This is a genomic window from Caballeronia sordidicola (genome assembly GCF_001544455.2).
Classification (GTDB): Bacteria; Pseudomonadota; Gammaproteobacteria; order Burkholderiales; family Burkholderiaceae; genus Caballeronia; species Caballeronia sordidicola.
The window spans coordinates 230,006-251,457 of sequence record NZ_FCOC02000002.1 but is presented as its reverse complement, the minus strand read 5'-3'; the positions used below and the strand labels follow the sequence as shown (position 1 = coordinate 251,457).

Here is a 21,452-nt window from a genome sequence, read left to right as displayed (position 1 = left end):
ATTTGTCGCAAGCATTTCATATTACGTGGCCGCTAAGACCAAGAAATCTTTAAACCAATAAGAAAACGGGCGTCGAGCGCCCGTTTTCTTATCCAATCAGATGGCTTTTAATCAGGCGGAAGCGAGTGCCCGATTCTTTGCGCCAGTCAGCAGCGGATAAACCACGCCCGCGATAATCGCGCCGATGATTGGTGCAACCCAGAACAGCCAAAGTTGTTCCACCGCCGCGCCGCCGACGAACAGCGCCGGACCTGTCGAACGTGCCGGATTCACCGACGTGTTCGTAACCGGGATCGAAATCAGGTGGATCAGCGTCAAGCAAAGGCCAATGGCGATCGGCGCAAAGCCTGCGGGTGCGCGGCTGTCGGTAGCACCCAGGATGACGAACAGGAAGAAGAACGTCATGACCACTTCGCAGACGAGCGCGGCGATCATCGAGTAGTGGCCCGGCGACTGGTCGCCAAAGCCATTGGTCGCGAAACCGCTCGCCACCAGGTCGAAGCCGGGCGCGCCGCTGGCGATCACCGACAACACGTATGCGCCGAGAATGCCGCCGATCACTTGCGCCACAATATACGGAGCCAGTTCGCGAACGGGGAAGCGGCCGGCGACGGTCAAGCCAACGCTCACGGCGGGGTTCAGGTGGCAGCCCGAGATATGGCCGATGGCGTAAGCCATGGTGAGCACGGTCAGGCCAAACGCGAGCGATACGCCCACAAAGCCAATACCAAGTTGAGGAAATCCAGCGGCGAGCACGGCGCTTCCGCAGCCGCCCAGCACGAGCCAGAACGTACCAAACATTTCTGCGCCGAGGCGCTGTCCTAATCGCATGATTCGAAGTCCTAAAAATATATAAAAAACCGAAACGTTTCCGATGCATGTAACCGCTGATATTTTCTGCGATCAATGGAGCGGGTAGGCAGTGTAATCCGAGTGCCGCGACTAGTTGTCAATAATTGTCAAATCAACGAGAACTAAGGCAACTCTTATTAAGATTGCTCTATAGTTTCAAGAATCTTCTCATTTAGTTTCAGACTTTCTGCAATTGCATTGGCTACCGTTGCATCTTTTATTCGATGCCGTTAGTCTTCTCAATAATTGCTGCCTATTAGAGAGGAATAGAAATGTCGCAATACACTGAGCTCAAGGCGCAAATCGCCAAACTCCAGGAGCAGGCTGAAGAAGCGCGGCGCGCGGAGTTGGAAGCGGTACTTGCCGATATCCGCAGAAAGATTGTCGAGTATGGCCTCACGGCACAGGACTTGGGGTTGACAGTCGTGCGCCGCGGCAGGCCACCCAAAAAGGAGCCATTGCCGCCGGTTTATCAAGATCCTAAATCAGGTAATACCTGGAGCGGTCGTGGCAAACCACCGAAATGGATTGTGGGTAAAAGCCGTGAGCGGTTCTTGATTAATCAAGATCATTCCTGAGACGGCGTACTGAAGCAGTCAGCGTAAAGATTTTGGCCAGCATGTTCGAAGACAAAAAAAATCCACCCGGAGCGGGCGGATTTTTTCACGTTGCCATACAGATAATTCAAGTAAATTCAATGCATTAAATCCAGCCGATGTCACATTTTTCTAAATGGACGTTGCATCGGCCTATTTGCTCGGCGTTTCCCGTTCAACCTATTGCAACTTGACGCAGCACCGGCCGCTTTGCCGCTTGAAGCAGTGCGGTATAGCTGTCGACATAGTTCTGCGCCATCGTGCTTGCGCAGAAACGACGTTCGAACTGGGCGCGGATTTCAGTACGTGACAATTCTTCAAGCCGTTGCAGCGCGCCTACCGCGCCCTGAACGTCTTCGCAAATGAAGCCCGTCACGCCATGGTCGATCACTTCCGGCACTGAACCGCGATTAAACGCGATCACGGGCGTACCGCAGGCCATTGCTTCGATCATTACCAGACCAAACGGCTCCGACCAGTCGATCGGGAACAGCAATGCCTTGGCGCCCGACAAGAACTCCGGCTTTTGCTGCTCGTTGATTTCGCCGACGAATTCCACATTCGCACTCGACAGCAACGGCTCGATCGTGCTCTTGAAGTATTCCTGGTCGACCTTATCGACCTTTGCGGCAATCTTCAGCGGCAAACCAGTCTGCGCTGCAATCTGGATAGCGAGATCGGCACGCTTTTCAGGGCAGATGCGGCCCAGAAACGCCAGATACTCCGGTTTCTTGTGCGTTTGCGGTGTCAGCAGGTTTTGCGGCAGGCCATGATAGATCGTGTTCAACCAGGCAGCCTGCGGCAACGGCTGACGTTGTGAATCCGAGATCGAAATGACCGGTGCTTCAGGAAAAGCGTCGAAAACCGGTTGCAGTTCTGGCAAATCGAGACGGCCGTGCAGCGTGGTCACAAACGGGGTGTCCATTTGCGAGAACGTCGAGAACGGCATGTAGTCGAGGTGAAAGTGTAGTACGTCGAATTCGTGGGCACGGCGACGCACTTTCTCGAGCAGCAGCGCATGCGGCGCGTTCCAGTCGCGAATAGACGGGTCCAGGCGTAGCGCACGCGGCCATGCTGCATCGAGCGTTGCCTTGGTTTCCGAGTCCCCGCTCGCAAAGAGCGTTACGTCATGGCCCAGGTCGACCAGTGCGTCGCTCAAGTACGAGACAACGCGCTCGGTGCCACCGTAGAACTTCGGAGGAACTGCTTCGTGCAAAGGTGCAATTTGTGCGATACGCATAACGTGACTCTCCTGTTCGTTACGGCTTCAAACAACGGAATTCCGATAGAAAACCGCTGAAGCCTTGCGGACCGGCCAGCCTCTATGCTGCCGCCCCCGTTAAATCGGACCCGGGTAAATCGGGTAATCCCTTAAGACCCATTATCAGGATGACTGCGGTGATCGCCGAGTCATTTTTCAAACGCTTAACCTTGTTACAGCGCGAAACACCGCCGGTTACGAAACGTGAACTTAGGCTGAATCCCTTGTCTGGCAGGGTGTTTGAGCAAATATCGACTCGTTTCGAAACGTGCGACGCAAGCCCAGGACGCCTTGGGATGCAATGCCCATGCCAGCGCCATCGAGCCCTTTCCAGACAGGGTTAGCACTTATAACCCGAAATATATGACGCATGCGCGTGAAGTCATTCCGATACGGCGCCGTTAAACCGCGAATGAAACACGCTGTAATAAAACTCCGCCACGACGAGCGGCCGATGACGTCCATTAAACCGGACATTCAGGATAAATCGGCATCTTTGCCCGATTTTTGTCCAACTCTGGCGGGCTTCGAAGGGCGCACACACCTTACACGGTAAACCCCCCGCCAATAAAGACGCGCCAGAAATCCGCGCCTTCCTATTTCCCTTCAAAGTTTTCCAGCCTCGTGCCGTAAACCACTTAACGGCGGTTTCGCCGCTGCAACCATGAGGATTCGACTGTGCTGATTTTCATCGGAACACTAGTGACGCTGTTGTCGGTTTTCGGCGGTTATGCGCTGGAAGGCGGGCATCTGGGCGCGCTGGTCCAGCCGGTTGAAATCCTGATGATTGCAGGCGCGGGCGTGGGCGCATTCATCCTCGGTAACGGCATGAAGACGATCAAGGCCACGCTGCGCGTGATCCCGACGCTTTTCAAAGGCTCCAAGTACAACAAGGACGTGTACATGGAGTTGATGGCGCTGCTCTACGTGCTGCTTGCCAAGGCGCGCAAGGAAGGCACGCTGACGCTGGAGTCCGACATAGACGATCCGGCCAAGAGCCCGATCTTTGCGCAATATCCGAAGATCCTTGCTGATCGCCATATCGTCGAATTCCTGACCGATTACCTGCGCCTGATGGTCGGCGGGAACATGAACGCGTTCGAAATCGAAAGTCTCATGGACGAGGAAATCGAAACGCATCATGCCGAAGGCGAAGGCCCGGCTCAGGCGCTGCATAAAGTTGGCGACGCCATGCCGGCGTTCGGGATCGTCGCGGCCGTGATGGGCGTGGTCCATACCATGGCGTCGGCCGATCAGCCGCCGGCAATCCTCGGCGAGATGATCGCGCAGGCGCTGGTCGGTACGTTCCTTGGCATCTTGTTGTCGTACGGGTTGATCGGGCCGCTTGCGAGCGTGGTGGAGCAGCGCGTGGCCGAGTCCACGAAGATGTTCCAGTGCATCAAGGTGACGATTCTCGCGAGCCTGAACGGCTATGCCCCGGCGATTGCGGTCGAGTTCGGCCGCAAGGTGCTGTTCTCCACCGAGCGTCCGTCGTTCTCCGAACTGGAAGAACACGTGCGCCGCGTGAAGGCGAAATAACGACACGCCTGCACGCGACCACGCGCTTTCGGAGAATCCATCATGGCCAACAAGAACGACCGCCCAATCTTCATCAAACGGATCATATCGAGCAAGAAAGCGCATCACGGCGGCGCGTGGAAGCTCGCCTACGCCGATTTCATGACGGCGATGATGGCGTTCTTCCTGCTCATGTGGCTGCTGAGCGCCGTGTCGCCGGTGCAGCGCCAGGGCATTGCGGAATATTTCAACATGCCGCTCAAGAACGCGATCATGGGCGGGCAGCGCACCGGCATGGACTCGAGCATCATCGACGGCGGCGGCCGCGATATCTCAAGCCCCGAGCCAGGCACGACGCGCATGAGCGACGGCACGCGGCGCTCGAACCGCATTGACGAGCAGACGCTGAAGGACGCGCAAGGCGAACTGGAGCGGCGCGATCAGGCTCGCCTGCATGACCTGCAGGTGAAGCTGATGTCGGCGATTGACGCGAATCCGGTCTTGCGTCAGTTCCGGCAGCAGATTCGCATTGATTCGACGCAACAGGGTTTGCGCATCGAGATCGTGGATACCCAGAAGCGCCCGATGTTCGCCCTCGCGAGCAATTCCGTGCAGCCGTATATGCGCGACATCCTGCGCGAAATCGGCAAGGCGCTCAACGACGTGCCGAACCGCATCGTCGTGCAGGGTCACACGGACGCAACGCAATATGCTGGTGGCGAGAAGGGGTACAGCAACTGGGAGTTGTCGGCGGACCGGGCGAATGCCTCACGCCGCGAATTGATCTCGGGCGGCATGGACGAAGCGAAGGTGCTGCGCGTGATCGGTCTGGCATCCACGCAGAACCTGAACAAGAAAGACGCATTCGATCCCGAAAACCGCCGCATCAGCATTCTCGTTTTGAATCGCAAATCGGAAGAGTCGATGACGCGCGACGACTCTTCAGCAACCACGATCACCAGCAATCCCCTGAATCCTGGCAACGCCACGCCTGACCTGGGCGCGCTTGCGCCGGCCAGGCCGGCGGCCAAGTAGCCAGCTTCGGGACGCGCCTCAAGAACATCGGACCAGGAACGACCAACCATGATCAAGAACATTCTGACCATCGACGACTCAGCTTCCATGCGCAAGGTCCTGTCCGCGACCTTCGTTGCGGCGGGGTATCGCGTTGAAGTTGCCGCCGATGGCGCCGAAGGCTACGAAGCGGCGCTCGCCGAGCAATTCGATCTGATCGTCACGGACCAGAACATGCCAGCCATGAGCGGCCTCGATCTGATCGTGAAGTTGCGTGGGCATCGGGCGTACGCGAACACGCCGATCCTCGTGCTCACGACCGAATCGAGCGAGCAGTTCAAGGCGGCGGCGCGAGAAGCGGGCGCGACGGGCTGGATTGAAAAGCCAATCGATCCCGACATGCTGACCGAGCTGGTGGCGACGTTGTCGGACGCCGAGCAGTCGCACTGAACGTATCAGCATCAACAGCACAAAGCACACAGCACTTACGACGCGCATAGCGACGACAGACAAGGCATCCGGTGGTGACCCAGGCATGACACTCGACATTACGCAGTTCTATCAAACATTCTTCGATGAAGCCGACGAGCTGCTCGCCGACATGGAGCAATTGCTGCTCGCGCTGGATCTGGCGAACCCCGATCCCGAGGATCTGGGCGCGATCTTCCGCGCGGCGCATTCCATCAAGGGAGGCGCGGCCACGTTCGGCTTTTCGGCGCTGACCGAGACCACGCACATTCTTGAGTCGCTGCTCGATCGGGCGCGCAACAACGAGCTGGTCTTGCGCCGCGACATGATCGATACCTTTCTTGAAACCAAGGACGTGCTGTCGGATCAGCTCGGCGCGTATCGCGCGAGCGCGGAACCGGATGCGGCCGCCGCGAAGGCGATCTGCGCGAAGCTTGAATTCCTGCGCGACAACGACGCGGGCGACGACACTGGCCACGCCGGTCACGCACCGCAAGCCGCTGCGGAGCCCACGCCGTCTTTCGCCGATGAAGCCGCTATCGCGCAGGATCTCGCGCAAGTCGCGATGGCGCTGGGCCCGAACGAGCCGCCCGCGCATGTAGTCGAGCAGGCGAACGAAGCCGTGGAAGAAGAAGGCGGCTGGACGGAGTTTGCGTCCGCGCCGGAATCGGCAAATGCAAACGATGAAGCCGATGACGGCCCACATCTGAAAATTACGCTTCGGGGGGTAGGGGAAAAGGACCAGGCTCTGCTGACTGAAGAGCTTGGCAACCTCGGGACTGTTGTCGGGGAAAAGAAGTCGGGCGGTGACCTGACGTTGTGGCTGGACTCGGATGTGTCGGCGGATGACATTGTCGCCGTGTGCTGTTTCGTGATCGATGAATCGCAGATTTCGATTGGCCGGGGTAATGCATCGCAGGCGTCGGAAGTTCAAGCGCCGGCCGCGGTTGCGGCAACAGAACAAACCAGAGAGGTGACGGAAAAAGCACCCGACGCAGGGAAGACGGAACCGATGGCGGCCGCAACCGCCGCCGCCGAGCCCCGCGCGAATGTGGCGGCGGCATCGGCTCCGGCTGAAGCGCCCAAGGCTCGCGCTGCTGCGGCGCCGGCGGCGTCTGAAGGCAGTTCGATTCGCGTGGGCGTGGAGAAGGTCGACCAGTTGATCAACCTCGTGGGCGAACTGGTAATCACGCAAGCCATGCTTGCCGAAACCACGAGCACTTTCGATCCCGCGCTGCACGACCGCCTTTTCAACGGCATGGCGCAACTCGAACGCAATGCGCGCGACCTGCAGGAAGCCGTGATGTCCATCCGCATGATGCCGATGGATTACGTCTTCAGCCGTTTCCCGCGCCTCGTGCGCGATCTCGCCGCGAAACTCGGCAAGGAAGTCGAACTCGTCACGTTCGGCCAGGCGACGGAACTGGACAAGAGCCTGATTGAACGCATCATCGACCCGTTGACGCACCTTGTGCGCAACTCGCTCGATCACGGCATTGAAACCGTGGAAGCGCGCCGCGCCGCGGGCAAGGCGGCGGCGGGGCAACTGGTGCTGTCGGCGGCGCATCACGGCGGCAACATCGTGATCGAAGTCAGCGACGACGGCGCGGGCCTGCGCCGCGACAAGATTCTCGCCAAGGCAATGAAGCAGGGCATGCAGGTCAATGAATCGATGTCCGACGACGAAGTCTGGCAACTCATCTTCATGCCGGGCTTTTCCACCGCCGACCAGGTTACCGACATTTCCGGCCGTGGCGTTGGCATGGATGTGGTGAAACGCAATATCCAGGCAATGGGCGGCCACGTCGAAATCCAGTCGCGCGAAGGCCGCGGCACGACCACGAAGATCGTATTGCCGCTGACGCTTGCGATTCTCGACGGCATGTCGGTGAAGGTGGGCAGCGAGATTTTCATCCTGCCGCTGAACTTCGTGATGGAATCGCTGCAACCCGTTGCCGACGATATCTACACCGTCGCGGGCGGCGAGCGCGTGGTGCGCGTGCGCGGTGAATACCTGCCGCTCGTTGCGCTGCATCAGGTGTTTGAAGTGAGCGACGCGCGCACGGAACCCACGCAGGGAATCATCACGATCATTCAGTCCGAGGGGCGTCGTTTTGCCATGTTGATCGATGAACTCGTTGGTCAGCAGCAAGTGGTGGTGAAGAACCTCGAAACGAACTATCGCAAGGTGCACGGCATTTCGGCCGCAACCATTCTCGGCGACGGCAGCGTGGCGCTGATTGTGGACGTGGCGGCGCTCAATCGAGAAAACCGCACGGCGCATGGTGCGCTGACGCATTGACGCACTGATGCATTAACCAGACAACGCAACTCCGGGAGTTAAAAATGGCAGCAGACATCCAATCCATTACATCCGCGGCGCAGCGCCGTGACGTTCAACGTGTCAGCACGCAGGCGGAAGCGGCCGGACAGGAATTCCTCGTCTTCACACTGGGCGCGGAAGAGTACGGCATCGACATCCTGAAGGTGCAGGAAATTCGCGGCTACGACAACGTCACGCGCATCGCGAATGCGCCGGCGTTCATCAAGGGCGTGATCAACCTGCGCGGCATTATCGTGCCGATCGTCGACATGCGCATCAAGTTCAATCTCGGGCGCGTCGAGTACGACAACCAGACGGTCGTGATCATCCTGAACGTGGCGCATCGCGTGGTGGGCATGGTGGTCGACGGCGTCTCCGACGTCCTTACGCTGCAAGCCGACCAGGTCATGCCCGCACCGGAATTCGGCGCGACGCTCACGACCGAATATCTGACGGGACTCGGCACGGTCGACGGCCGCATGCTGATCCTGATGGACATCGAAAAGCTGATGACAAGCAAGGAGATGGAGTTGATCGACTCCGTCGCGGCTTGATCCCACGTTTCACGTAACTGATTGAACTCACGCTGGTCGGGAAGAAAGACATGCTTAAGAACTGGTCGATTCGTACTACGCTGACGCTCGTGGGCCTGTTGTTCGTCGGCTTTGCCGCCGTGGTGGCCGCGCTGTCGCTGAACGGCTTGCACGCGGCCGGCAATTCGCTGTCCGTGCTGGCCGACGGCGACATGGTCTCGACGCGCGCGCTCAACGACGCGTCGTCATACCTGCTGCGAGCCCGCGTGACGCTTGATCGCGTGCGTTCGCTCGATGAAGCTGGCAAGACCGACGAAGCCAAAAAGGCGATCGATCGCGGCCAGGTCCTGCTCGATAAATCCAACGAGAACTGGAAGCTGTTCCTCGCCACGCCGAAGCCGACCTTGCCGCAAGCCATGCTGGACGAAGTCGTCGCCCGGCGCGACGCACTGATGCGCGAAGGCGTGGAACCGGAGTTTGTCGCGATCCGCGCAAACGACCTGCCGGCATATCACGCGATCGCCGACACGAAGATCAGCCCGATGTTCGTGGCGCAGGACGCGGCGGCGTCCGCGGTCGTGGACTTCATGCAGAAACACGCCGATATCTTGCGCGTGGATGCACAGGCGAATATTGCGTTGCTGATCCAGGTGATCGTGGGCGTGATGGTGCTCGCGGTGTTGACCCTGATTGGCACGCGCTTCGCGATGGGCGGCATGATCGTGCAGCCGATCAACGAAGCCGTGGATCACTTCGAGCGCATCGCGCGCGGCGACCTGACGCGCTCCGCGCACACCGATAAAACCAACGAGATCGGCCGCTTGTTCGCGGGTATCGAACGCATGCGCGTGAACCTGACCGCGATGGTCGGATCGGTGCATCACGGCGCTGAATCCATCGATGTCGGCGCGCGCGAGATTGCAAGCGGCAACACGGATCTGTCGCAACGCACGGAAGAACAGGCGGCGTCGCTGCAGGAAACGGCGTCGAGCATGGAGCAGCTCACCAGCACGGTAAAGCAGAACGCCGAGAACGCGCGGCAGGCTTCGCAACTGGCCGTGAACGCGTCGGACATTGCATCGCGCGGCGGTGAAGTCGTTGAACAGGTCGTGAGCACGATGAACGCGATTTCATCGAGTTCGAGCAAGGTGGTGGACATCATCGGCGTGATTGAAGGAATCGCTTTCCAGACGAACATTCTTGCGCTGAATGCGGCCGTGGAAGCGGCGCGCGCCGGCGAGGAAGGCCGCGGATTCGCGGTCGTGGCGGGCGAAGTGCGCAGCCTTGCGCAACGCAGCGCGGCGGCGGCCAAGGAGATCAAGTCGCTGATCGGCGATTCGACGGCGAAGGTCGAAAGCGGCTCGCAGCTCGTGGCGCGCGCCGGCACGACCATGGATGAGATCGTCCAGGCGGTGCGCCGCGTGACGGACATCATGGGCGAGATCAGCGCGGCGTCCGAAGAGCAATCGCAAGGCATTGAACAGGTGAGCCGCGCGGTCGGGCAAATGGACGAAGTCACGCAGCAGAACGCCGCACTTGTTGAAGAAGCGGCGGCCGCTGCGGCGTCGCTTGAAGAGCAGACGCGCAAGCTGAAGGATGTGGTTGGCCACTGGCAAGTCAGTGGCGACACAGCGCAGGAACGCGTTGAACCATCGGTTGCCACGCCGGCCAATGCAACCCACGCCACCACGCCGATAAAAGTTGTTTCGCGGCCTAACGTCGCGGCCAATCGCGCCGTTAATAAGGATAACGAGAAGGTAACTGCGAAGGTTATCGCAGTGACTCCGGCTTCTTCTGAAGAAGCCGCACCTGTAGCGAAAGCACCAAAGCTCGCTGCAACCGCAGCCGGCGACTGGGAAACTTTTTAAGGCAAGTGGCAGAAGAGCATGCAGGCCCAACGCACGTTCCAGCAGAACAAAGGCTAGATGATGGCAACGCGCTCACCCGTCGATACTTCCCGCGACCGGACCCGAAACGGTTCGGAAGTGGAACGCGACTTCGAATTCACCAGCGCCGATTTCGGGCGCATTCGCGAGCTGATTCACCGGCGCGCGGGGATTTCGCTGTCCGAGCATAAACGCGACATGGCGTACAGCCGTCTCGCGCGACGGCTGCGCGCGTGCAACATCGATACGTTTCGTCTTTATCTCGATCGCCTCGAAGCGCAGCCGGACAGCGCCGAGTGGGAAGCGTTCACCAATGCGCTGACCACGAACCTGACCGCGTTTTTCCGCGAATCGCATCATTTTCCGATTCTCGCCACGTTCGCGAAGAGCCGGCCGCAGCCGTTCTCGGTGTGGTGCTCGGCGGCGTCGACGGGGGAGGAACCGTATTCCATCGCCATGACGCTGATGGAAACACTGGGCGATTCCGCTGCGCGCCACTGCACGGTGATCGCGACGGATATCGACAGCCAGGTTTTGCAGAAGGCCGACGCGGGCGTCTATTCGCTCGACTCGGTGAAGACGCTCGGAGCGGAACGCCTGAAGCGCTTCTTCCTGAAGGGCACGGGCGCGCACGCGGGCATGGTGAAGATCCGCCCCGAAGTGCGGGCCATGGTGAAGTTCGAGCAACTGAACCTGACGGATTCGAAATATGCGCTGTCGGGCCAGTTCGACGCGATCTTCTGCCGCAACGTGATGATCTACTTCGATAAACCCACGCAGGCGCAGGTCCTCGCGCGCTTCGAACCGCTGATGAAAAGCGGCGGCCTGCTGTTCGCCGGGCATTCGGAAAACTTCACTTACGTGACGCAGGCGTTCAAGCTGCGCGGCCAGACGGTATACGCGTTGTCGCGCGACTCCGTTGCTGCGCCGGCCAGGAAAAAGGCGCTCGCCGGAGAACTGGCATGAGCGCATTGCCGATCGCGACGAACCTTTACTTCGACAACCACTTCAAGCTCCCAGGCGTGAAGCTGTTGCCGAACGAGTTCTACATGACGGGCGAAAACATGGTGCTCGTCACGGTGCTCGGTTCGTGCGTGGCGGCGTGCATTCATGACCGGACGGCGGGCATTGGTGGAATGAACCATTTCATGCTGCCCGACGACGGCGCCGACGCGTCGCAATCCAGTTCGGATTCCATGCGATACGGCGCGTACGCCATGGAAGTGCTGATCAACGAGATGATCAAGCGCGGCGGGCGGCGCGAACGTTTCGAGGCAAAAGTCTTTGGCGGCGGCGCGGTGCTGGCGGGCATGACGACCATCAATATCGGGGACCGCAATTCCGAGTTCGTGCGCCGCTATCTCGCGCTGGAAAAGATCCGGATCGTGGCTGAAGACCTGCAGGGCATGTATCCGCGCAAGGTCGCATTCATGCCGCGAACCGGCCAGGCGATGGTCAAGAAACTGATCACGCAACAAGATCCAGGCGTGGTCGAACGCGAAAAGGCGCTCGTGCGGCAAACGCCAGAAGAACGCAGCGAGCGGTTGGCAAACGCGCGTGCGCGCGTCGAGTTGTTCAGCCAGCCGAAAGCGAAAACACACGATAAACCCCGCATCGAATTGTTCGGTGCCGCAGCCGGCCTGCAGCGAACCGTCCGCGCGAAGACGGCGGAGGAAGCATGACAATGGCCCGGAGCACCGAACCGAAGATCAGCGTGTTATGCGTCGATGACTCGGCGCTCGTGCGCAGCCTCATGACCGAGATCATCAATTCGCAGCCCGACATGCACGTGTGCGCGACCGCCCCCGATCCGCTGGTCGCGCGCGACCTGATCAAGCAGCACAACCCGGACGTGCTCACGCTCGACGTGGAAATGCCGCGCATGGACGGCCTCGATTTCCTTGAAAAGCTGATGCGGCTGCGGCCGATGCCGGTGGTGATGGTTTCGTCGCTGACGGAACGCGGTTCGGAAATCACCCTGCGCGCGCTCGAACTCGGCGCGGTGGATTTCGTGACGAAACCGCGCGTGGGCATTCGCGACGGCATGCTGGAATACTCGGAAAAACTCGCCGATAAAATCCGCGCCGCCGCGCGTGCGCGCGTGCGGCAAACGCCTCATGTCGTGCACGCGGCACCAGGTGCGGGCGGCGCGGCCGCTGCGGCCAAGCCCACGCCGAATCTGAACAATCCGCTGGTGAGTACGGAAAAGCTGATTATCGTCGGGGCGTCGACAGGCGGCACCGAAGCCATTCGCGAACTCCTGTTGCCGCTGCCGCCCGACGCCCCCGGCGTCATGATCGCGCAGCACATGCCGCCGGGCTTCACGAAGTCGTTTGCACAACGTCTGAACGGCTTGTGCCGGATTGCCGTAAAAGAAGCGGAGCACGGTGAGCGTGTGCTGCCGGGCCACGCGTACATCGCGCCCGGCGACGCCCATCTGGTGCTCGCGAGGAGCGGTGCGAACTACGTCGCGCATCTCTCCGATGCCCCGCCGGTCAACCGGCATCGGCCATCGGTGGATGTGCTGTTCCGTTCCGCCGCGCAGCATGCCGGCAAGAATGCGCTTGGCGTGATCCTGACCGGCATGGGCCGCGACGGCGCGCAGGGCATGCTTGAAATGCAGCAGGCCGGCGCCTACACGTTCGCGCAGGACGAAGCGAGCTGCGTGGTGTTCGGCATGCCGCGCGAAGCCATTGCAACCGGCGGCGTGAGCGAGATCGCGCCGTTGCAGGAAATGACCCGGCGCGTGATGGCGCGCCTCAATTCCATGGGCGAGCGCACGCAGCGCGTCTGAACCCGCCCGCCAGATTCGAATACCCGTGCGGCGTCTTGCGCCGCCAGAAGAAAACACCGGAATACAAGGAGCAGTGAAGATGGACAAGAACATGAAGATTTTGGTCGTCGACGACTTTCCGACGATGCGCCGTATCGTGCGAAACCTGCTGAAAGAGCTGGGTTTCTCGAATGTGGATGAAGCGGAAGACGGCGCGGCCGGTCTGGCGCGCCTGCGTGGTGGCGGCTTCGAATTCGTCATCTCCGACTGGAACATGCCGAACCTCGACGGGCTTGAAATGCTCAAGCAGATTCGCGCCGACGCGACCCTTTCGCACTTGCCCGTGCTGATGGTGACGGCGGAATCGAAGAAGGAAAACATCATTGCCGCGGCGCAGGCTGGCGCGAGCGGGTACGTGGTCAAGCCGTTCACGGCCGCGACCCTCGACGAGAAGCTCTCGAAGATTCTCGAAAAGATGGCCAAGGCCGGGAGCTGAATCGTGAACCAAATGACGACCCAGGAAGCGCTTACGGTGATTGAGCAAGAAGGGGATGCATCGAGCGATCGCATTTTGGCGCGCATTGGCCAGTTGACGCGCACGCTGCGCGATTCCATGCGCGAACTCGGCCTCGACAAACAAGTGGAAGCCGCCGCCGAAATGGTTCCGGATGCCCGCGATCGCCTGAAATATGTCGCAACGATGACCGAACAGGCCGCGGATCGCGCGCTGAACGCCATCGAACTCGCAAAGCCGCTGCAGGAAACCATGCAGCGCGACGCCCAGGCGCTCGACGCCCGCTGGGAGCAGTGGTACGGCGCGCCGCTGGACAATGCGGACGTAAAGACCTTACTCGCCGATACACGCGGTTTTCTCCAGCAAGTGCCGGTTCACACCGTCGCGACCAACGCGCAATTGCTCGAAATCATGCTCGCGCAGGATTTTCAGGATCTGACCGGGCAGGTGATCAAGAAGATTACCGACGTGGTGTACGTGATCGAACAGCAGCTTCTTGGCGTGCTGCTGGAGAACATTGCGCCCGAACGGCGCGAACAGTTCGCGGCGCAAGCGGCGGCGCTGGCAGCATCGAACGTAATGAGCACGCCGGACACGTTGCTGAACGGCCCGCAAATCAATCCGGAAGGCCGCACCGACGTGGTTCAGGATCAAACCCAGGTCGACGATCTGCTCGCCAGCCTCGGTTTTTGAGCATGCGTTTTTGACGCGCCCGGGCGATGTACATGGATGACATCGGCCCGGAGCGCGTCAAAACGACACCGGTTTCAGCCATTTCACCCAAATTCACGTCGTAACATATCTTCACTTTCCCGAGATCGACGCATTCGGCTGGCATACTTACGTCTCGACAAACGGTTCGCACTGCGTGCGGCGTTTCAGCAGACAAAATTGTGCATCGCTTGAAATAATCGAACGGAGAAGCGAAGTGGATACTTCGATCATTTCATCCGGCTTTCGGCGCGCTCACGCGCTCGTAAGCCTGGCAGCAGGATTGACGTTCGGCTTGCTGGCCGTATCGCCCGCTTACGCGGTGCTCGGCGGCGCGCCCATGACGGCGCCTTCCGGCGCTACCGTCACCAATTCGGTATCGCATGCGGCATCGGCGTCAGCAGCTTCGGCGGCGTCATCGGCCTCGGCAAGTTCTTTCACCGTGCGTACCACCACGCTTCCCGTGGGCACCGTTGTCAATGAATACGTTGGCGCGGACGGCACGGTGTTCGGCATTGCGTGGCAAGGCCCGCGAATCCCCGATTTGCCGACACTGCTCGGCAGCTACTTCCCGCAATACGTCCAGGGCATCCAGAACCAGCGCGCCAATGGCGGCGGTCGCGGGCCCGTGAGCGTTGCGGGCAGCGCCCTCGTTGTCCGTTCCGGTGGCCACATGGGCGCGTTCGTCGGCCAGGCTTATCTTCCGCAAGCCCTGCCTGCCGGCGTCAGCGCCAGCGACATTCAATAACGGACGGAGACTTTAACCATGCGTCCGATGTTTTCATCGTCGTCTTTATCTTCGCTCTTGTGCTTCAAGTCGGGCTTGTTCCGCTGGCTCGCCGTGCTCAGCTTGTCCCTGTTTCTTGCGGCCTGCGGCGGCGGAGGCGGCGACTCCGACAACAATTCCGTCAGCAGCCCAGGCGCCAACAACGGCGGCGCGGGTTCCAGCGACACACCCGGTGCGCAGCCCATCGCGGCCACGGCTGCGAACACGGTGCCCATTACTGTTGGCCCCGGCGCGCAAAATTTCATCAATATTCCGAACGTGAGCGTGACCGTCTGCGCGCCCGGGACCAGCACGTGCCAGACCATCGACAACATTCAGGTCGATACCGGCTCGTATGGCCTGCGTCTGGCCAGCGACGCCGCCGCGCAAATCATCACGAACCTGCCGATCAACCAGTCGACGAGCGGCGGCCAGCTTGCGCAGTGCACGCAATTCGCCGATGGCTTCACGTGGGGCACCGTGCGCACCGCCGACGTGAAGATTGGCGGCGAAACCGCGAGCGCCATTCCGGTCCAGGTCGTGGGCGATCTGGCCGACTCGACGGTCCCGGCGTCGGGTTGTATCAATGGCAGCAACGAGCGTACGTCGCGGCAACTGGGCGCGAACGGAATCTTGGGCGTGGGTGTATCGCCGACGGATTGCGGGACTGCCTGCACGAATCCAGTGACCAGCAATTACTACTCGTGTCCTTCGGGCACGAACTGTTCGCAGGTGGCCGTGGCGGTCGCGAACCAGGTTGTGAATCCGGTGACGAAGTTCGCTACGGACAACAACGGCGTGATCGTGCAATTGCCACCCGTGGCGAGCGCGGCGGCTTCGGTGACCGGCACGCTGGTGTTCGGGATCGGGACGCAGAGCAACAACACGCTGACCGGCGCAACGTCGTTTCGCTCGTCGGCGTTCGGCAACCTGAGCGGCACGTACAAGGGCGCTACGGTGACGACGATCGTCGATTCGGGCTCGAACGGGCTGTTTTTCAACGACACTTCGTTGCCTGCCTGTACCACGACCTTCACGGACTTTTATTGCCCGGCAAGTTCGCAGACTTTGTCATCGACGGTGCGTGGTCTCGACGGTACAACGGGCACAGTGAATTTCACCGTTGCCAACGCGAAGACGCTGGCGGGCAGTGGCACGAACTACGCGCTCAACGGGTTGGCGGGCAATATCGGTTCGTTCCCGACGCTGTTTGACTTCGGCCTGCCGTTCTTCTTCGGAAGGCACGTGTATTTCGGATTTGGCACAAACGGAAACTCGCCTTTCGTGGCGTTCTGAACGGCTTCGTGCGAGCGCTGCGCGCCAGGAGCGTGACGTCGAAAAGCTCAGCGTGAACCGCACTTGCAATCGTTGAACGGATGTCCAACGTTGCAGAGTCGGTTCAGCGAGCGCGCACGCCTATTTACGCCTCGTCGCGATCGAATCCGACCTGCAACCCATAGCGGCACGCAGACGGCCAGGCGTCACGCCAAGCCGATGCGTAAAAGCGGCCGTCATGTGCGCGTGCGACGAGAATCCCACGGTCAACGCAACATCGCACAGATCGTGCGCCGATGTTCGCAACAGGACGCGGGCATGCGCGAGCCGCCTGTCGATAAGATAGCTGTGCGGGCTCTTTCCGGTAGCGGCCTTGAACGCGCGAATAAAAAATCCTTCCGACAGGCCCAGGGCGACCGCTATTTCCGCAACACGCAGTTCCTGACTGATCCGGGAATCGATAAATTCGTCAATCAGCTTGAGCCGCGCGGGAGTCATCCAGCGGGCTTCCCGGGCTTCCTTCGACGATGCGTTGAGTTCTTTCCGGATCCGCTCGAAGAGCACGCCCGCATTTTCCTCTACCCATAGCGCCTCCCGCGCGCTGCCGAGCAGCGCGCTTCTGATACGTTGTGCCGCGGCGATGGCCGCCGGATCGATAACGTTGTTGAAGTGGCGCAGCACCTGGTTTTCGATTTGCGAATTTGCCTCGTCAACGACAAGCAGATATTCGCCACCGTTTTTCGACGATGAAAACACCTCGCATTCTCGCGGTACAAACGCGAGGCTGTTGGGTTTGGTGCGAAAAGGCGTGACTCTGTCGCTGGCGAACGCGTGAACGCCGGATTGGCTTTCGAACGCGAAACCTACCGCGGATTGATTGGGACGATACGAGACCTCGTACGAACATCGCGGAAGCAATGTTATATAAAACGGACCCGCTTTAGTCGTGCGAATCAAATGGTCAAAATCGCCAACATTTCGAGACAAGGGCATTTCCTTTTTATCATGGTGATTATCCAGGCGACGCCTCACTCAAGGTCAGTTTTCTGATAGCGCGCCAGGCCACGAGGTTTACGATAGTAGACCCTAAGCATCACGTATTAGTTGGCCGCAACATTTTCTGACGAATTTTTGGTTTGTCAGAGAACAAAGGACGCAGAGGGTAATAAATATTAACTTGCGGCAAAGATCCAACTTCGAGAATCGAGGTCTTACTGCATAAGCGGCCGCCACGTGCCGCAGGAAACCTGCGGTTAAATGAGCAGGCAGGGCCGAACCCAGCGCTTATTTCGCGGGACTAATAATGAGAGAGATCGTCACAAATTTGCTCAAGGCCGCGCTGATGGAGTGCTGCCCACCGCGATTCATTGAAAAGGTAACGCGTCACCCGTGCTTTGCACTCGCAGTTCTAGACGCAGAGCAGGACCTCGAAGCATTTTCGATGAAGGACCCCGCTTCGCGAGGGGCAGCAACAGCGATTGCTTTCGGTTACTCGTCGTACAAGGCGGTCGTGCACTATCGGCTTGCACACGCACTTCTGTTAATGGCGCCAGCGAATCAAGCGGAGCTGATCGAATTTCACGCCAATGCAATGCTGATTTCGTGCCGGGGAAAGTTGATGTCCGGGGCGGAAATCCATATTCGCAGCCAGATCGGCAGACGCTTCGTTCTTGACCACGGATGCGGAACGGTCATCGGCGAGACGGCGGTGATAGGCGACGACTGCTACGTGCTTGGCGGCGTTACGCTCGGCGCAACCGGAATTGCCGGGAATGCATCGAACAAGAGACATCCCACGGTTGGCAATCGAGTTCAGATCGGAGCGTTCGCTCGACTATTCGGGAACGTACATGTTGGCGATGACGTATTCATCGGGCCTCACTGCGTAATCAAGGAAGACATTCCCCCTGGGTCCGTAGTAACGCTCAAAAGTGAATTACAGATCACCCGTAGACGGCAATATCGCCCCGCCTCCAACACACTGATCACGGCACAGGCATAAGAACATGTTCGCCCTTAATCGTAAAACAAATAAGCGTTACTACGAAGATCCATCTTTATGGGAATGCATTGGCCGGGTTGTAAAGGTCGACGCAAATCATGTGGAACTCGATTCGACAGTGGCCTATCCCGAAGGTGGTGGACAGGACGCGGATCACGGAACGTTGACCCTTCCTGACGGCATACAGATTCGCTTCAATCATGCGCGAAAAATGTATGGCAACCGCGCTCGAATCCCGGACTTTCCTGACATTCAGGTAGATGGAATCATTGAGCACGTTGTGCATGAAGACGATGTGCCTCAACTTGCCCTGCTCACCGAGGGTATGGCAGTGGTGGTATGCATCGACCGGTTGCGTCGGGCACGTTTGTCACTGAGCCACACTGCGTCCCACTTGCTTTATCTTGGCGTGGCGAACGTGCGGCCAGATGCGATTGCCGCCACGCTGGGGTGCCATATCCGGCCCGACGCCGCGCGGTTCGACTTTGGGATTGCGGCGCGGTTCACAAGCGAAGAAGTACTGGAGATCGAGCGCTTCGCCAATGCAATGGTTCAGCGTGCAAGCCCTGTACGCGTTTATGCGCATAGTCAGATTCCCGATGCCCGCTATTGGGAATGCGAGGGCAACGTGATCCCCTGTGGCGGCACACATATTTGCTCGACCGAGGCAATAGGACCCATGCAGGTAACGCGCAAAAGCCTTGGCAAAGGCAAGGAGCGGTTAGCCGCAACCTTCAACGAAGCAATATTCGATCTGCGCTCACAAAACAGTCTGAATCGATAACCCGAAAAAATACGAGACTTTTTGTATGAGCACTGATCTTCTCCCCGGACAGCGGAAGCTGCCCGTCGAGCGCCTTCCCAGTTCCACCTACGTACTGTTTCTATGTCAGGCCGTCAATCTGACCGCTGCCGTCATTTCCGTTACGGTGGCTGCATTGGTCGGCGCAGAACTGGCTCCGAATCCGGCGCTTGCCACATTGCCCTATGGCGTTCAGTTCGCGGCGGTTGCGCTGCTCACCTATCCTGCCGCCAACATCATGCGTTGCTTCGGGCGTAAGGCCGGCTTCCTGTTGGGCGCCATTTTGCTGATCGCCGCAGGATGGCTCGGGTATTACGCGGTAAGTCGTTCGAGTTTCATCTTGCTGGTCGCAGCTCACAGTTTGCTCGGTGGCTACGTTGCCTTTGCTAATTACTATCGCTTTGCTGCCGTTGACAATTTGCCTTCTACCTTGCGATCCAAGGGCCTATCCCTTGTTGTAGCTGGCGGCGTTCTCGCGGCCGTCACAGGTCCGGCGATATCGATCGGCTTCCAGAATGTAGCTGGCTTTGCGCCGTTTTCGTTGTGTTACGGGTTCCTGATCGTATTGGGCCTTATTTCCATCGGCCTGATAGGGATCTGGAGGCCGGGGGCGTCGCTCGTGCCGTCCGCAGTCCGGTCGACACGTTCATCTATTGGCTGGACGCCACCCGTTTGTCTTGCCATGTTTGCGTCTGCGAGTGGCTACTTCGTCATGAACCTCTTGATGGTTCAGGCGTCGCTGGTCATGGAAGCAATGTGCGTCTCGTTCACAGCGAGTACGTTTGCTGTGCAAGGACATGTTCTTGCGATGTTCGCGCCATCGTTCTTTACGGGTGCGCTGATTTCAAAGGTGGGCTTCAGAAAGCCGCTGCTCGCGGGCTTCCTGCTGCTTGTTGCCGCGTCGCTTCTGGGAATGTGGAATCTGGGATATGGGGCAATGGTGGTGGGACTGGTTTTACTTGGGGCCGGCTGGAACCTGAGCTACGTGGGCGGAGGCGCACTTCTCGCCGCCAACCTCTCAGACGGGGATCGGTATCGATTCCAGGGAATCAATGATTCCGTTATCGCCATCTGCGCGACCCTTGGCGCATTTGCCCCCTCGATTTTGCAGACGACCATTGGCTGGCGAAACACCAACCTGCTTTGCCTATGTATAACTGCACTTGGCTTTGGCTTGGTGTGGTCGATCCTTCTAAAGCGCAAAACGATTAACGCAAGATGACAACAGTGATCGACGCACCTGACGCAAAGGCACCCCCTACGGCAAAGCATCAAGTTACGGATCTTTTAGAGGTTCTGCCCGGACTCCTTGCAAAATTCGAGTGCAACAACGCAGGCGGCAGTCACAAGGTTCGTGCGGCGCGGTACATCATCGACTCGGCGATTGCGACCGGCGCTATTGTTCCCGGACAAACAACCGTAATTGAAAAAACTGGCGGAAACTTTGGGTTCGGACTGGCACTAGCGTGCCGGCCGCACCGGACCCGCGTAGAACTCGCAGTAGGCCTGGGTTTCAGCCAGCTCAAACGGCAATATCTTGAGTTTGTGGGCGCCCGTTTAGTGGGCGCGTCCATGATGGAGAAAGGCGCGACGCCTCGTGACGTCGTGCAATGGCGTCTCGAGCATGCGGACGAACTGGGCAGGCACTATTTTTATACAGATCAATTTGCCAACAAGGCAAGTGTCGCCGCGCACGAACTGGAAACAGCGCCAGAGATTGCACATCAGCTCGCGGCCTGGCCACATGTGCGAAAGCTGACTTTTGTGGCTTGTGCCGGAACCGGTGCGAGTCTCACCGGCATAGCGAACGGATTGATCTCGGCTGGATATTGCGTCGATGTCATTCTTGTAGAGCCGGACGGCTGTGACGCGCGAAACGCGGTTTTTGTGGACCACAAGCTGGAGGGTATGTCGGTTGGTGTCGCGCCACCGTTCCTGGACTGGGCCATGATCAAGGAGACACGCGCAGTTGACTACGCAAATGTCGCCGCCGCGAAATCTGATTTCGCACGCCGGACGGGATTCTTGGTTGGCAACACCACGGCTGCATGCTTGTCAGTTGCAATGCCGCTCGCGGCCACCATGCGGGCAGACAGTAAGGTGCTGACACTTCTGTATGACCATGGACTTTGGTACACGCCCGCCTGAAGTTGCTGCG

The 21,452-nt window shown here is 59.3% G+C and carries 21 protein-coding genes; 18 read left to right on the top strand and 3 right to left on the bottom strand.

Features of this window, described 5'->3' with window-relative positions; translation table 11 throughout:
- Positions 1-111: 111 nt before the first annotated feature.
- Complete coding sequence (gene aqpZ / locus AWB64_RS04355; RefSeq protein WP_060817398.1) at positions 112-831, bottom strand: aquaporin Z; 720 nt, start codon at positions 829-831, stop codon at positions 112-114.
- A gap of 293 nt (positions 832-1,124) precedes the next feature.
- On the opposite strand from aqpZ, the gene AWB64_RS04350 reads away from it, so the two are divergent.
- Entirely contained in the window at positions 1,125-1,430 is a 306-nt protein-coding gene (locus AWB64_RS04350; protein ID WP_060817397.1) for an H-NS histone family protein, read from the top strand.
- Positions 1,431-1,623: 193 nt separating this feature from the next.
- Here AWB64_RS04350 and AWB64_RS04345 read toward each other — a convergent pair whose 3' ends face one another.
- On the bottom strand, positions 1,624-2,688 hold the full coding sequence (locus tag AWB64_RS04345; RefSeq protein WP_060817396.1) for a glycosyltransferase family 4 protein: 1,065 nt from the start codon (positions 2,686-2,688) through the stop codon (positions 1,624-1,626).
- Positions 2,689-3,387: 699 nt separating this feature from the next.
- Here AWB64_RS04345 and motA point away from each other — a divergent pair.
- The 13 genes from motA (at position 3,388) to AWB64_RS04280 (ending at position 16,511) form a co-directional block, all read left to right on the top strand.
- Entirely contained in the window at positions 3,388-4,248 is an 861-nt protein-coding gene (gene motA, locus AWB64_RS04340; protein WP_060817395.1) for a flagellar motor stator protein MotA, read from the top strand.
- A gap of 42 nt (positions 4,249-4,290) precedes the next feature.
- Positions 4,291-5,262 (top strand): flagellar motor protein MotB, encoded by a 972-nt coding sequence (gene motB / locus AWB64_RS04335; protein WP_060817394.1) that lies wholly within the window; start codon positions 4,291-4,293, stop codon positions 5,260-5,262.
- 48 nt (positions 5,263-5,310) lie between these two features.
- The gene (locus AWB64_RS04330) at positions 5,311-5,691 is read left to right on the top strand and encodes a response regulator (RefSeq protein ID WP_060817393.1); all 381 of its coding nucleotides are present in this window, start codon (positions 5,311-5,313) and stop codon (positions 5,689-5,691) included.
- 85 nt (positions 5,692-5,776) lie between these two features.
- Positions 5,777-8,011: a chemotaxis protein CheA gene (cheA, locus tag AWB64_RS04325; RefSeq protein ID WP_060817392.1), complete on the top strand. Its 2,235-nt coding sequence runs from the start codon at positions 5,777-5,779 to the stop codon at positions 8,009-8,011.
- A 44-nt stretch (positions 8,012-8,055) separates the two neighbouring features.
- Positions 8,056-8,586, top strand: coding sequence for a chemotaxis protein CheW (gene cheW, locus AWB64_RS04320; RefSeq protein ID WP_060817391.1), 531 nt, complete (start codon positions 8,056-8,058; stop codon positions 8,584-8,586).
- Positions 8,587-8,636: 50 nt separating this feature from the next.
- Entirely contained in the window at positions 8,637-10,433 is a 1,797-nt protein-coding gene (locus AWB64_RS04315; RefSeq protein ID WP_060817390.1) for a methyl-accepting chemotaxis protein, read from the top strand.
- A gap of 57 nt (positions 10,434-10,490) precedes the next feature.
- A complete protein-coding gene (locus AWB64_RS04310; RefSeq protein ID WP_060817389.1) occupies positions 10,491-11,417 on the top strand; it encodes a CheR family methyltransferase in 927 nt (308 codons plus the stop codon).
- Positions 11,414-12,133 carry a chemoreceptor glutamine deamidase CheD gene (gene cheD, locus AWB64_RS04305; RefSeq protein ID WP_060817388.1) on the top strand — a complete coding sequence of 240 codons (720 nt, stop codon included), beginning with the start codon at positions 11,414-11,416 and terminating at the stop codon, positions 12,131-12,133. Before AWB64_RS04310 ends, cheD begins: the two co-directional genes overlap by 4 nt.
- Positions 12,134-12,135: 2 nt before the next feature.
- Positions 12,136-13,245: a protein-glutamate methylesterase/protein-glutamine glutaminase gene (locus tag AWB64_RS04300; RefSeq protein ID WP_060817387.1), complete on the top strand. Its 1,110-nt coding sequence runs from the start codon at positions 12,136-12,138 to the stop codon at positions 13,243-13,245.
- Positions 13,246-13,324: 79 nt separating this feature from the next.
- A complete protein-coding gene (gene cheY, locus AWB64_RS04295) occupies positions 13,325-13,720 on the top strand; it encodes a chemotaxis response regulator CheY (RefSeq protein ID WP_060817386.1) in 396 nt (131 codons plus the stop codon).
- Between the two features lie 12 nt (positions 13,721-13,732).
- The gene (gene cheZ / locus AWB64_RS04290; RefSeq protein ID WP_060817385.1) at positions 13,733-14,431 is read left to right on the top strand and encodes a protein phosphatase CheZ; all 699 of its coding nucleotides are present in this window, start codon (positions 13,733-13,735) and stop codon (positions 14,429-14,431) included.
- 235 nt (positions 14,432-14,666) lie between these two features.
- Positions 14,667-15,197 (top strand): DUF2844 domain-containing protein, encoded by a 531-nt coding sequence (locus AWB64_RS04285; protein WP_374728602.1) that lies wholly within the window; start codon positions 14,667-14,669, stop codon positions 15,195-15,197.
- A 27-nt stretch (positions 15,198-15,224) separates the two neighbouring features.
- Entirely contained in the window at positions 15,225-16,511 is a 1,287-nt protein-coding gene (locus AWB64_RS04280) for a DUF3443 family protein (protein WP_060817756.1), read from the top strand.
- Between the two features lie 120 nt (positions 16,512-16,631).
- Here the strand turns inward: AWB64_RS04280 and AWB64_RS04275 are convergent, their stop codons facing one another.
- Positions 16,632-17,246: a helix-turn-helix domain-containing protein gene (locus AWB64_RS04275; protein ID WP_208603241.1), complete on the bottom strand. Its 615-nt coding sequence runs from the start codon at positions 17,244-17,246 to the stop codon at positions 16,632-16,634.
- A gap of 547 nt (positions 17,247-17,793) precedes the next feature.
- On the opposite strand from AWB64_RS04275, the gene AWB64_RS04270 reads away from it, so the two are divergent.
- From AWB64_RS04270 to AWB64_RS04255, 4 genes are read left to right on the top strand one after another with little or no spacing between them, the layout of a single operon-like run.
- Positions 17,794-18,492 (top strand): serine O-acetyltransferase, encoded by a 699-nt coding sequence (locus tag AWB64_RS04270; RefSeq protein WP_060817383.1) that lies wholly within the window; start codon positions 17,794-17,796, stop codon positions 18,490-18,492.
- A 4-nt stretch (positions 18,493-18,496) separates the two neighbouring features.
- Positions 18,497-19,276 (top strand): alanyl-tRNA editing protein, encoded by a 780-nt coding sequence (locus AWB64_RS04265; protein WP_060817382.1) that lies wholly within the window; start codon positions 18,497-18,499, stop codon positions 19,274-19,276.
- 25 nt (positions 19,277-19,301) lie between these two features.
- Positions 19,302-20,516: an MFS transporter gene (locus tag AWB64_RS04260; RefSeq protein WP_060817381.1), complete on the top strand. Its 1,215-nt coding sequence runs from the start codon at positions 19,302-19,304 to the stop codon at positions 20,514-20,516.
- Complete coding sequence (locus AWB64_RS04255) at positions 20,513-21,442, top strand: PLP-dependent cysteine synthase family protein (RefSeq protein ID WP_060817380.1); 930 nt, start codon at positions 20,513-20,515, stop codon at positions 21,440-21,442. The genes AWB64_RS04260 and AWB64_RS04255 overlap by 4 nt, the downstream gene beginning before the upstream one ends.
- Positions 21,443-21,452 lie beyond the last annotated feature (10 nt).